The following is a 14,289-nucleotide window of genomic DNA, read 5'->3' on the forward strand; positions in this document are numbered from 1 at the left end:
AGAGTCCATGAAACATTTAGTGAAGCCAAAGGGCAAGGGTAAGATTTATAACATGTTGTTAATTTTAAAGAGTACACTATCCGTTATTTTTCTAAGGAGACAAAAAAACAGAAGGCCGCCAAGGTTCTTTTCGAGAAAGCTTTGCGGCTTTTTTTATATTTTAAAACCCATGGTTATAACGAGGAATAAGTTTATAGATTAATATCTTCATGTTAAGTATTTAATAATGGTGATATTAGGGACTATTACATAAAGTTTAATAATATAACATATATCACTTGATATATCTATAGTATATGCAATTATACATAACCAAATAAAGGGGAAAAAGTATAAAAAAACCTATTAAATTATTCTATAAGTATTTTTTAAAAAATAAAATTGCTTGGTTGAGCTAAAATGGTTATTTATTAACCGTATACACTTTAATTTGTAATCATTACAATTACAGAGCTGTAATCCCTAGTTAATTATATCAGTATAATTTTTCAGGCCCGTATTTTTACTTAATAGTTAAATTATCGAGCTCAATCGACAAAATTTTGCTATTTACGCATTGGAAATTTAATGTTTTAATGAACAACATAACTGGTATGACCACACAGAAGGGGGAAGAGCAAGCTAATAGAGGTTATTAAATTTGCAAGTAACACTATGTTGTGGGTAATTTTCTTAATAATCAGTTTATTTTTAAGGTATTTAGAATCTCAAAAGTAGTATTTTTGTAAAAATGGGTTTTAAGTTTCTACATAGCAAAAGTGAATTTATTCCGCAATAAAAGTATAAGCAATGTACAGTATAATTTCATCTTTTGTAGTCTTGTAAGGCTATTGCTGACAAAACTAAAAACCATATTATGAAATTGATATTTAAAAAAGGTCATGACAGGATTAACTCTAGAAGCAATGGTTATCTATCTTCACGGATCTGTAAGTTAAACAGCAGCTCTAAGGGGGAAATAATATTTTACTACTCATTGGGCAGCTAATTCAAATATAGCTGATGAATTTTTATCGTTTACTATTTGAAAAATAGAGTATCTAAATGAGAGGGAAGTAAAATTCTTAGATCCTCTTAGAAGTAAATAATAACAATAACACCCTATCCGAAAGACTTCCCATTCCCCATGCGTGTGCAAGGAGAGAGCCTAGCGCTAGGGCGTACAAGTTATATGAATCAAGTTATAAAAAACAATGGTAAAGGAGTGTACGGAATGAAAAATAAAATAATGACAGGATTTTTAATAACATCCATTGTAACTGGAGCAACTATTCCTATCAATACTCTCGCAGCACCAATCGTTCAAGCAGAAACTCAACAGGAAAGCATGGATATTTCTTCATCATTACGAAAATTAGGTGCGCAATCTAAATTAATCCAAACGTATATTGATCAATCTTTAATGAGTCCTAATGTACAGCTAGAGGAAGTCCCAGCTTTAAATACCAATCAATTCCTAATTAAACAAGATATGAAGGAATGGTCATCGGAACTCTATCCACAGTTAATTCTATTAAATTCAAAAAGTAAAGGATTTGTAACGAAATTTAATAGCTATTACCCGACATTAAAATCGTATGTAGACAATAAAGAAGATAGAGAAGGGTTTTCGGATAGACTTGAAGTTCTTCAAGAAATGGCTATGACGAATCAAGAAAATGCGCAACGACAAATTAATGAATTAACAGATCTTAAATTACAGCTTGATAAAAAATTAAAAGATTTCGATACTAATGTGGCAACTGCGCAAGGCATATTAGGTACAGATGGAACAGGAAAAATAGATCAGTTAAAAAATGAAATATTAAATACCAAAAAAGCAATTCAAAATGATTTACAACAAATTGCATTAATACCAGGAGCTTTAAATGAGCAGGGATTTGCTATATTCAAAGAAGTTTATAGTCTTTCAAAAGAAATTATTGAACCGGCTGCTCAAGCAGGGATGGCAGCGTATAACAAAGGAAAAGAAATTAACAACTCTATTCTAGAAGCGGAGAAAAAAGCGGCGCAAGAAGCGACAGAACAAGGTAAAACTGCTCTAGAGATTGAATCGGCCAAAAAAGCAGCTCGTGAAGCAATTGAGAAAAGCAAACAAGGTGAAATAGCTGCAGCTGCAGCCGCAAAAACGCAAGAATATGACCTGATGAAAGCCATTGATACTGAAAAGATTAAGAAAACATTTGGTGTCTTCGCAGAAGTAAATAAACTAACAGCAGAGCAGCGAGCATATTTAGATGACTTAGAGAAACAAAACCAAAAAATATATGATTTAACAACGAAACTATCAATAGCAGATTTACAAAAATCAATGCTTCTTCTTTCACAAAATGATTTGCATACGTTTGCAAACCAAGTAGATGTAGAACTTGACCTACTAAAGCGCTATAAAGAAGATTTGGATCTAATAAAAAATAACATTACAAAATTATCTACTAATGTTGATGCAACTAACGAGCAGTCCCAAAAAGATACATTAAGACAATTAAAAAATGTAATAAGTTACCTTGAAGAACAGGTATATAAATTTTGATATTACGTTTTTCAAAAAAACTATAAAGATTATAAGAATCTAGCGAAAGAAGGAGAATAGTTATGAAAAAATTCCCATTCAAAGTGCTAACTTTAGCCACTCTGGCAACGGTTATAACTGCTACTACTGGTAACACTATTCATGCATTTGCACAAGAAACGACCGCTCAAGAACAAAAAGTAGGCAATTATGCTTTAGGTCCCGAGGGACTGAAGAAAGCATTGGCTGAAACAGGGTCTCATATTCTTGTAATGGATTTGTACGCAAAAACAATGATTAAGCAACCGAATGTAAATTTATCTAATATCGATTTAGGATCAGAAGGAGGGGAGTTGCTCAAAAATATTCACCTTAATCAAGAACTGTCACGAATCAATGCGAATTATTGGTTAGATAAAGCGAAGCCACAGATTCAAAAAACAGCTCGTAATATTGTAAATTACGATGAACAATTTCAAAATTATTACGACACTTTAGTAGATACTGTACAAAAGAAAGATAAGGCAGGTCTAAAAGAGGGCATAAGTGATTTAATTACTACAATTAATACAAATTCAAAAGAGGTTACAGATGTAATTAAGATGCTACAAGACTTCAAAGGGAAACTATATCAAAATTCTACAGATTTTAAAAATAATGTTGGTGGTCCAGATGGCAAAGGTGGATTAACTGCAATATTAGCAGGTCAACAGGCAACGATTCCGCAACTTCAAGCTGAAATTGAGCAACTTCGTTCTACTCAGAAAAAACATTTTGATGATGTATTAGCATGGTCAATTGGTGGTGGATTGGGAGCAGCTATTTTAGTTATTGCAGCTATTGGAGGAGCAGTTGTAATTGTTGTAACTGGTGGTACAGCAACACCAGCTGTTGTTGGTGGACTTTCAGCTCTTGGAGCAGCTGGTATCGGTCTAGGAACTGCGGCGGGTGTCACGGCATCTAAGCATATGGACTCCTATAACGAAATTTCTAACAAAATCGGAGAATTAAGTATGAAAGCAGATCGTGCTAATCAAGCAGTTCTTTCGCTTACTAACGCGAAAGAAACATTGGCATATCTATATCAGACTGTAGATCAAGCGATATTATCTCTAACAAATATTCAAAAGCAATGGAATACAATGGGCGCAAATTATACAGATTTACTGGATAATATCGATTCTATGCAAGACCACAAATTCTCTTTAATACCGGATGATTTAAAAGCTGCTAAAGAAAGTTGGAATGATATTCATAAAGATGCAGAATTCATTTCAAAAGATATTGCTTTTAAACAGGAATAGAACTGAAAATTAAAACCTAAATTGGAGGAAAATGAAATGATAAAAAAAATCCCTTACAAATTACTCGCTGTATCGACGTTATTAACTATTACAACCGCTAATGTAGTTTCACCAGTAACAACTTTTGCAAGTGAAATTGAACAAACGAACAATGGAGATACGGCTCTTTCTGCAAATGAAGCGAGAATGAAAGAGACCTTGCAAAAGGCCGGTTTATTTGCAAAATCTATGAATGCCTATTCTTATATGTTAATTAAAAATCCAGATGTGAACTTTGAAGGAATTACTATTAATGGATATGTGGATTTACCTGGTAGAATTGTACAAGATCAAAAGAATGCAAGAGCACATGCTGTTACTTGGGATACAAAAGTAAAAAAACAGCTTTTAGATACATTGACTGGTATTGTTGAATATGATACAACATTTGATAATTATTATGAAACAATGGTAGAGGCGATTAATACAGGGGATGGAGAAACTTTAAAAGAAGGGATTACAGATTTACGAGGTGAAATTCAACAAAATCAAAAGGTTGCACAACAACTAATAGAAGAATTAACTAAATTAAGAGACTCTATTGGACAAGATGTTAGAGCATTTGGAAGCAATAAAGATCTCTTGCAGTCGATTTTAAAAAACCAAGGTGCAGATGTTGAAGCCGATCAAAAGCGTCTAGAAGAAGTATTAGGATCAGTAAACTATTATAAACAATTAGAATCTGATGGGTTTAATGTAATGAAGGGTGCTATTTTGGGTCTACCGATAATTGGCGGTATTATAGTGGGAGTAGCAAGAGATAATTTAGGTAAGTTAGAGCCTTTATTAGCAGAATTACGTCAGACCGTGGATTATAAAGTAACATTAAATCGCGTAGTTGGAGTTGCTTATAGTAATATTAATGAAATGCACAAGGCACTTGATGATGCTATTAACGCTCTTACTTATATGTCCACGCAGTGGCATGATTTAGATTCTCAATATTCGGGCGTTCTAGGGCATATTGAGAATGCAGCTCAAAAAGCGGATCAAAATAAATTTAAATTCTTAAAACCTAATTTAAATGCAGCGAAAGACAGTTGGAAAACATTAAGAACAGATGCTGTTACATTAAAAGAAGGGATAAAGGAATTAAAAGTGGAAACTGTTACTCCACAAAAATAGGGAAATATTAATTCTGTTGCAAAGTGAACCATAACATAGAGAGTCTATGATTACACTGTTAAACAGTAAAGCGATAATTAATAAATCCTTATATATTAAAAAGGCGGAGTCTCATTAAAGACTTCGCCTTTCACTTATATATAAGTTTTATCCAAATAAAAAGATAGCCATGTAGTTTACTTGTTTTTAAAAATTTGTAACAGAATCGATTAATAGGGGACAGTTTATATAGATTCGCTTAATAATATCGAATCTATGCAACTACATCGTCTTTTAATAAGAATAGGACTTGAAATCATACTCTATACAGGAGGAATAAGAAAAGATGAAAAAAAAACCTTATAAAATACTGGCTGTATCAGCATTTTTAATTATGACAACTACCTATGCAGTCACACCAGTAGCAACCTTTGCAATTGAAACTGAACAAACGAACACTGGAGATATGTCTCTTTCAGCAAATGAAGAAAAGATGAAAAAAACTGTACAAGATGCTGGGTTATTTGCAAAAGCTATGAATGAATATTCTTATTTGCTAATTAATAATCCGGATGTGAGTTTTGAAGGAATTTCTATTAATGGGTATGCAGATTTACCTAGTAAAATTGTACAGGATCAAAAGAATGCAAGAGCACATGCTGTTACATGGAATACAAAAGTAAAAAAACAGCTTTTAGATACATTGACCGGCATTATTGAATACGATACAAAGTTTGAAAATTATTATGAAACATTAGTAGAGGCGATCAACAATGGAAATGGGGATACTTTAAAAAAGGGGATTACTGATTTAAGGGGGGGAATTCAACGAAACCAGAAGTCTGCAAAAGCATTAATAGAAGAATTAATTAAATTTAAAAACGCTATTGGAGAAGATGTTAGAGTATTTGGAAGCCATAAAGAGACCTTGCAATCGATTTTAAAAAACCAAGGAGCTGATGTGGAGACTGATCAAAAGCGTTTAGATGAAGTTTTAGGACAAGTAAACTATTATAAGAAATTAGAATCTGATGGATTAATAATGGTGAAAATACCTTTTATCCCCACGCTTATTTCTGGTGGCATAATGATAGGTACTGCTAGAGATAATTTAGGTCGATTAGAGCCTGCTTTAGCAGAATTACGTAAAACTGTTGATTATAAAATTACATTAAATCGTGTAGTCGGAGTTGCATTTCATAATATTAGTGATATGCATAGTACGATTGATAGTGCTATTACTGCTCTTACTTATATGTCCACACAATGGGATGATTTAGACTCTCAATATTCGGGCGTACTGGGGCATGTTGATAAAGCTGATGAAAAAGCTGATCAAAATAGATATAAATTTTTAAAGCCTAACTTGAATTCAGCTAAAGATAGTTGGAAAACATTAAGAACAGATGTTGTCACATTACTAGAAGGCATAAAAATTGCAGAGAAGAAAGAACAGGATTTTATGAATCTACTTCGTCCATCAAACGTTTTTTACTTTTATAAAAAAATCCATAACGCATACACTTTTGAAATAAAGACTGGAACAAATGCACCAAATGCGTCTTATAAAGTTATGAATTTAACTAAAAACACTGTTCATCATATGTGGAGTGGAGGTGCTAATACAAGCATGTGGGCTGACTGGCTTTCATTCAATCCAAATGATGAATTTGCGGTGGTAGCAGTAGTGGATGGGAAAGAATATGTTGTGTATAAAGACAAAGTAGAAAATATAATGAACTGAACCCAAAAAATACATTAATTGGGGATGGTACACATCGCTATCAAGCTAAGAAAAACAAATACCCCCAGAACGAAATTTTGTGCTAACTTTTAACAGAAAAGCTCATTTTTTCGTTTTGGGGTGAATCTATTTTCTTAAGTTGATGGGCATGGGGGGGATCTCAAAATCTTAGCTTGATGGGCATGTGGCGGTACCCCACATCCATCAACTTAAGGATTTACACTATTCTTGAAGTTAAAAGCAGGTTACTATTTTCTTATGTTAATGAGAATTGCAACCTGCCTTTATGAAATATGCACCAAAAACTTTATAGTAATAAGTCTGGCGTTATCTCTCTAATTATTAGGATATTTTTTCTTCATATATGCATACTAAACATACTATAGAAGGTGCATAGAAGGTGAGGAAGCCATGACTAAATTTCTGAAATGGTTAAAATATAGAGAAAATCCTAAATCATGTTCAATACGAGACGATACTCCTGTTCCCCCAAAAAATATAGAAGACTCTCTCTTAGAAGCTAGTTTATCGAAGAATATAGCTGAGCTTCAGAATGTATTTCATCAATCACCTGATCTAGTGATTCGACGGTTTCAAATGACAGAAGCTGGACTAGAAGCCGCTTTAGTATATTTGTCTGGATTAACAGATAAAGAATTGATTCAAAATCATGTTCTAAGTCCTTTGATGAATAGTGATTTTGATACCAATACAGAACTTCCCATTACATTAGGACAAATTAAAATTATTAATACGTGGAGTCAGAGTGAAAATGCTATTTTAGAAGGGGATAGTGTTTTATTAATTCACGGTCGAACTACAGCGTATCAATTGGACACAAAAGGATGGCCGCAAAGAAGTATTGAAGATGCTCATAACGAAATATCTCTAAAAGGTGGGCATCAAGGATTTGTAGAAACCGGAGCTCAAAATATCACAATGATTCGAAGGTATATTCCACATCGCCAATTAATGATAAAAGAGATAACAATTGGTTTACGAAGCAAAACAAAGATTTCTATTTTATATTTAAAAGATGTAACTTCTGAGGATGTGCTAAAGGAATTAGAAACACGGATTCAAAGTATAACAGTTGATGCTGTTACTAGTACAGGTGAACTTATTGAATTCATTGAAGATAACCCGTACTCACCATTTCCACAATTTATGTTAACAGAAAGACCTGATTTAGCCGTATCGCACATTCTACAGGGCAGATTTGTGACTGTAGTGGATCATTCGCCAAATGTATTAATTGCTCCAACAAATTTCATCTCTTTTTTTCAAGGGGTGGATGATTACGGTACAAGATGGCTAGTTGCTTCGTTTATTCGTATACTTCGTTTTATCGCCTTTTTGGTTGCTCTATTTTTGCCAGCGAGTTATGTTGCGTTTATTTCCTTTAATTTCGAAGTTATTCCTGTAGAGCTTTATTTATCTATTGCAGAGTCAAGAACAAGCGTACCTTTTGCTCCAGTAATGGAAGCATTACTTATGGAAATAACGCTGGAAATGATGAGAGAAGGGGCCTTACGCCTGCCTACCCCGATTGGTCAGACAGTTGGAATGGTAGGAGGTATTATCATTGGACAAGCAGCTGTTCAGGCCGGAATTGTAAGTAACATTATGATTATTGTTGTTGCTGTTACAGCCATCTCTTCTTTTATTATCCCTAACTATGATATGGGATCTGCAGTTAGACTTTTACGATTCCCCATGATGATCTTAGCTGCATTATTTGGAATTGTAGGACTGGTTATCGGGTGGATGACATTAATTGGACATCTTATCAGTCTTGAATCGCTAGGAACTCCTTATGGAACACCGTTAGCACCGTTTCGCTTTGCAGATATGAAAGATACTTTTATACGCTTTCCTTTATGGGCAATCAGAAGGCGTCCTAAGGGTACAGGAGCTATTCAATCTATTCGACAAGGTAAGAATCATAACAAAAGGTGAAATTATGAAAAAATATGCCTATAATGACATCACTCTTATGCAGTATATTGTTTTAATCAATGGAATGCAGGTCGGCACTGGCGTTCTATCTCTTCCACGTGTGCTTGCAGAAAAAGCTGGAACAGATGGATGGATAGCTATATTGATTGGCTGGATATTCTCCACAATATCAGGTGTTTTTATTGTGAAAACAGCTGCAAAATATCCCGAGGACACACTTTACGAAATTCTTATACGATTTTTCGGGAAAATAATAGGGAAAACACTTGTTGTTATTTACATGATGTACTTCGCTTTTTATTCTTGTACTGTTCTTGTGAACGCTATGCTTTATCTTAAGGGATGGCTTCTTCCAAAAACGCCTGATTATCTAGTTATCTTTTTGTTTTCGATTCCTACCTTTCTTGTCGCACGTAACGGCCCTCGTATTATAGGGCGGTACTCCGAACTTACTTTTTATATGTTGCTTTGGATTCCGTTATTTTTTTTGGTACCTCTTAAAGAGAACGGAAGTTGGATGCCATTCTTTCCGCTCTTAAAAGAGGGGTGGAAGCCTATATTAACGGCTGTGCCGACCACTATCTATGCTTATTTAGGATTTGACATTGCGTTCTTTTTATATCCCTTTTTACGAAAAAAACAGTATGCAGTCCATGGAATGGTTATTGCAAACACTTTAACGATGTTATTTTATTTATTCGCTACTATTGTTTGCTTTGCCTATTTTAGCCCTGATAGCATTACGCAATTTAACCAACCGGTACTAAATTTACTTAAAGTAATTGAATTTCGGTTTTTAGAACGTTTTGACATGATTTTATTGGCTACTTACTTGCCCGTTGTTTCTACATGCTGGATTCCTGCAATATTCTGTTCTGTATTTTGTTCAAGCCGATTACTTGGGAAACAAGATCACAGCTCTCATGTAGTTATTCTCTTATTACTCATTATCGGCTTCGTATTCTGGATTAGTCCTAGTTGGAATCAAGCCGAAACGGGACTACAGGTGTTATCGAATGCTGGGATTGGGTTAACCTATATATTACCTATCATTTTATGGATGTATGGCTGGCTATATGAGAAGTCTCATTGGGGGAAGATACATTGAAAAGAAAAGTACTATGTTGTATTTTGTTATCGGTGTTCATGATGACTGGATGCTTTGATCAAACAAATATTGAAGATGTTTCCCTTACTCTTGTACTTGGTATCGATTTAGATCGTAATAATAATCTATTGGTGTACATGTCAAGTCCTGTTTTTAATAAAGAAGCCAAGGTAAAAGAAGAAGTTACGGGTGTGAAATCTGCTACGATTCGAAATTCTAGAGACAAATTTGATGCTACTGTTATGGCACTTACCTCGGGAAGTAAAACACAGGTGATTTTAGTTGGAAAACGGCTATTGAAACAAAAAAATTGGATGAAATATCTCGATCCATTTCAACGAGACCCCAAAAATACAGTTACTACAAGGGTTGTTGCTGTTGATGGACCTGTTTCGGACGTCATCTTTTATAACCCAAAAGATAAGCCGCGTCTTCCTCTATATTTAACAAAACTAGTTGATACAGCCTCTTTAAGAAATATCACAGTAAAAACAAATCTTCAAGAACTACATGAACAAATGGCAGACAAAGGGGTAACAGCGAATATTACTGAAATGAAAAAAACGAATAAAATATTTGTGGCAGGTACAGCTTTGTTAGATGAAAAAGGAAGGCATAAATTAACGCTAAAACCTGATGAAAACAAACTATTACGCATTTTGCAACAAGGAACTACAGGTGATTTTTCATTTACAATCCCAATTAAACTAAAGTCGGATAGCCAGGATAAAGATTGGATAAGCTTTGCTGCCTATAACATTAAAGTAAAGACAAAGGCAAGATATGATAATAAATTTATATTTAATACAGATATAAAGATGAAGGTCGGCATTACAGAACAGCTTTTTTCGTTCAATACAAGAAAGGATGGAGTAAAATTACAAAAGGCGATTGAAACTAAGCTGGAAGCTGATTTCAAGCAATTAATAAAGAAAATACAAACTGCCAATATTGATCCTATTGGGCTTGGGAGATATGCAAGAACTTACACATATCCAGAATGGAAAAAAGTCCAAAATAAATGGAATAATGAATTAGCAAAGGGCGATGTAAACGTCAAGGTAAATGTGAAAATTGGTGGGATGGGGACAATTAAGTAACAGGAGTTCAACTGAGATTCGTACTAAATTTACAAGTATCTTCAATTTTAGAATGGGAATTTTCTTTAATAGGAGTACCCCCCCGTACCCATCAACTTAAGGATTTAGACTATTCTTAAACTTAAAAGCACGTTACTATTCTCTTATGTTAATGAGAAAGGGTGACGTGCTTTTTATGAATATGCATCAAAAACAAGAGCGATTAGAATGCCACCTTTATGGACAACTCATTAGTATCCTATTATGTTCTTCTACTATGTTTAAAATGAGAGAACTCCTGTTACGTAAGAAACAAAAAGAACTAAGTGAATATAAAGCGATGTACATAATTAAAGATTATTTCTTACTTTTTCATCAAGCACTACATAAAAACACCCTAAGCAAAAAATACAATAGGCTGCCCATATGGACAGCTCATTTACATAATTCTCGTTATTAATAGACAACAATGGATAGAATTTTCGTTTTGGGGTGAATCTATTTTCTTAAGTTGATGGGCATGGGGATGGTACACGAAACTAGACACCAAGTTAAGTGAAAAATTGAACGGCATAAGGCTCCTTATTTCCTAGAACACCTAGCTAAAGCAAAAGAATTTGTACAGCAAAAAAGTGAATATTAAATCAAGGTGCTGGTTGCTTTATGTGTATGGCTTAACTAAAAGATTGCAAATACATTAAAAGAGCAACTTGTAATAAAGATATTGCAATATTTTTAAAGCGAAAAGCCGAAATTGAGGAATTTGAAGAATTGTAATAGTGAAGGAATTGATTAATTTATAAAAAACATTTAAATAAAAAGAGAGAATAAACACCTTATTTTTGGGGTGTTTGAAGGTTCAAATGGAAGATTCCCTGGTTTTCGATTTGAATCAAAATGATACTATTTACATGTACTGTCATGTAGGGAATTATATTTTTTACACCTGAACTGTTTGTACTATTTGTAGGATTTTCAGTTTTTTTGTCGAATATATCTTTAATGCAAGGAGGGACATTACATGATTATTAAAGACTATTTTATCAATCTTTCTATTTTTTCTTTATTAGTTAGCGCAGCGATATTTATTCAAGTGTTTTTGATTCATTCCAGGCGATATTTCGAAAAATTCTATGGAGGGATTATTGCAGTTACTTTGATGCTCTTTTCTTTTCCATACATGGGATTTTCCTACGATCTTCGAGTTGTTCCTCTTATTCTATCTTTTATTTACTTTGGTCGCATTGCTGGTTGGATTACATTAATTAGCATTATTATAATGCGTATCTTTTACATTGGAGGTTACTGGGAACCTCCTGTGATTGCTTATTTAGGTTTGGGTATCCTATTTGTTACTTTTAAAACATATTTTAAAAACCTTCATCCTTTTAAAAGTGCATCTTTATATTTTTTTGTTTTTGTCGGAATAAAGTGGTTAGTTGGTGTATTCTTTAATACTAAGTTACTTTACACTGGAGGCTTATTATATATAGCTTTAGGGCTTTTAATTGGGCTATTTCTTATGGAAGCCTACCAGAGATTATATTATTTAACACAGGACTTATCTAAAATGAATCGGGAATTAAAAAAATCCAAGCAAGAACTCACAGATACCGTACATGAGCTTCAAGGAGGGATTTTTAAATTTAAAAAAGTGGGTAAGCACTTTATACACACTTTATGTGATGGACAGTTTTATTATCAAAAAGGATTTTATTCTGAACAGGTGGTAGGGAAAAGCTTACGGACTATTGATGCTTCTATTGTTCCACCACATTTAGTTCCACAATTGATGAAGTATTATCTTCAGGCATGGGAAGGGAAAGAAATTATATTCGAATTACCCTGGCCAGATGATAAAACGATTATTCTTATTGCACTTAGGCCGATTAAACGAAATGGACAAGTTATGGAAGTTGTTGGTTCTATAGTCGATATAACCGAAAGGAAAAAGGTAGAATCAGAATTAAGAGCTACCAAAGAATTACTAGAATCATTTATAAAGCATAATGTAGATGCTATTACCATTTCTGATCGAGAAGGGCATATTTTACAAGCAAATAAAGCTTATGAAAAGATATTTGGATGGTCATTACAAGAAATCATAGGTAAGAGATTACCCTGTGTACCAGATTTCTTAATGGAAGAATCACTTAAAAATATTCAGAAAATTCTAACAGGAGAATCCGTAGTTACCAGATTAGAAACTGTTAGACGACGTAACGATGGAAGTCTTCTTGATGTCAGTCTGACAGTTTCTCCTATACTAGACGTAAGAGGAAATGTGATAGCTTTATCTGCAATATGTAGAGACATCTCTGAAAGAAAACAAGCAGAAAGAGAACGACAGCGATTACACCAACAATTAAAAGATAGTGAAATGAAGTACCGTGCACTAATCGAACAAGCAACTGATGCAGTATATGTAGTAGAGCTGAATGAAAATCATGTTCCAAGTCGATTCATTGAGGTAAACCCTGTTGGTTGTAAAAGATTTGGATATAGTAGAGAAGAGCTGCTCTCGTTACCATTTCCAAATGTAGTACCACAAGATTCTAAAATGATTGTAAGGTTGTTAGAAAAAATTAGAGAGGGACAAACTTCCTTCACTTTGCAAGATGAATATGTTTTTCCAACAGGAAAAATAATAACAACTGAGTTTAGTGTCCGTGTTTTTAACTTAAATGGTAAAAAAGTTTTCTTAAGTATTTCTCGTGATATCACTGAACGGCTAAAAACAGAAGAATTACTACGGAAATCTGAAAAACTTGCTGTCGTAGGACAATTAGCGACTGCAATGGCTCATGAAATTAATAATCCATTAACCGCAATGAAAGGGTTTATGCAATTACTAAAATCAACGGAAACTGAGAATAATCGGGGTTATATAAATATAGTATCATCAGAGATTGAGCGTATAGAAAGTATTACTAATGAATTTATGGCGGTAGCCAAACCACAGGTGGTAAAGATACAACCTAACGATATTAGTGTGCTAATGGATCAAGTTTTAATGCTACTGCAACCTCAAGCAATGATGAATAATATAAAAATTAGAATTGATTTTACACCTGGTATGCCACTGATTCCATGTGAAGGAAATCAATTAAAACAAGTATTTGTTAATATTATAAAAAATGCAATTGAATCCATGCCAACAGGAGGAGAAATTTTGATTCAATTTGATAAACTTGATAATAATCAAATAAGGATTCGCTTTATCGATCAAGGATGTGGGATTCCAAAAGAACGTATACCATATTTAGGAGAACCTTTTTACAGTATTAAGGAAGAGGGAATCGGCTTAGGATTAATGGTCTGTTATAAAATTATTGAAACACACCAGGGGAAGGTATTTATTGAGAGTGAAGTGAATAAGGGGACTATAGTTGAAGTCACTCTCCCAATTTGCACACTTCAAAATTAATACATTCTTTTAC

8 protein-coding genes and 1 pseudogene are annotated in these 14,289 nt (G+C 33.7%); all 9 read left to right on the forward strand.

Going from position 1 to position 14,289, the window contains the following annotated elements; genetic code table 11:
- The first annotated feature begins 1,213 nt into the window (after positions 1–1,213).
- The 9 genes and pseudogenes from hblC to MKX66_RS04045 all read left to right on the forward strand — a co-directional run bounded on the left by hblC (position 1,214) and on the right by MKX66_RS04045 (position 14,276).
- Positions 1,214–2,533 carry a hemolytic enterotoxin HBL lytic component L2 gene (hblC, locus tag MKX66_RS04005; RefSeq protein WP_088064481.1) on the forward strand — a complete coding sequence of 440 codons (1,320 nt, stop codon included), beginning with the start codon at positions 1,214–1,216 and terminating at the stop codon, positions 2,531–2,533.
- A 62-nt stretch (positions 2,534–2,595) separates the two neighbouring features.
- Positions 2,596–3,816 carry a hemolytic enterotoxin HBL lytic component L1 gene (gene hblD, locus MKX66_RS04010; RefSeq protein ID WP_002128070.1) on the forward strand — a complete coding sequence of 407 codons (1,221 nt, stop codon included), beginning with the start codon at positions 2,596–2,598 and terminating at the stop codon, positions 3,814–3,816.
- Between the two features lie 36 nt (positions 3,817–3,852).
- A complete protein-coding gene (hblA, locus tag MKX66_RS04015) occupies positions 3,853–4,980 on the forward strand; it encodes a hemolysin BL binding component B (protein WP_000591974.1) in 1,128 nt (375 codons plus the stop codon).
- A gap of 325 nt (positions 4,981–5,305) precedes the next feature.
- A complete protein-coding gene (gene hblB / locus MKX66_RS04020) occupies positions 5,306–6,703 on the forward strand; it encodes a hemolysin BL regulatory component HblB (protein ID WP_341085571.1) in 1,398 nt (465 codons plus the stop codon).
- 411 nt (positions 6,704–7,114) lie between these two features.
- Complete coding sequence (locus MKX66_RS04025) at positions 7,115–8,662, forward strand: spore germination protein (RefSeq protein ID WP_341085572.1); 1,548 nt, start codon at positions 7,115–7,117, stop codon at positions 8,660–8,662.
- Positions 8,663–8,666: 4 nt separating this feature from the next.
- Positions 8,667–9,770 (forward strand): GerAB/ArcD/ProY family transporter, encoded by a 1,104-nt coding sequence (locus MKX66_RS04030; protein ID WP_044444145.1) that lies wholly within the window; start codon positions 8,667–8,669, stop codon positions 9,768–9,770.
- Positions 9,767–10,870: a Ger(x)C family spore germination protein gene (locus MKX66_RS04035; RefSeq protein ID WP_044444146.1), complete on the forward strand. Its 1,104-nt coding sequence runs from the start codon at positions 9,767–9,769 to the stop codon at positions 10,868–10,870. The genes MKX66_RS04030 and MKX66_RS04035 overlap by 4 nt, the downstream gene beginning before the upstream one ends.
- Positions 10,871–11,060: 190 nt before the next feature.
- Positions 11,061–11,270: pseudogene (locus tag MKX66_RS04040) on the forward strand (IS4 family transposase); the annotation flags it as partial.
- 600 nt (positions 11,271–11,870) lie between these two features.
- The gene (locus MKX66_RS04045) at positions 11,871–14,276 is read left to right on the forward strand and encodes a PAS domain S-box protein (RefSeq protein ID WP_326996232.1); all 2,406 of its coding nucleotides are present in this window, start codon (positions 11,871–11,873) and stop codon (positions 14,274–14,276) included.
- Positions 14,277–14,289 lie beyond the last annotated feature (13 nt).

The organism is Bacillus sp. FSL R9-9530 (assembly GCF_038008145.1).
Taxonomy (GTDB): Bacteria; Bacillota; Bacilli; order Bacillales; family Bacillaceae_G; genus Bacillus_A; species Bacillus_A mycoides.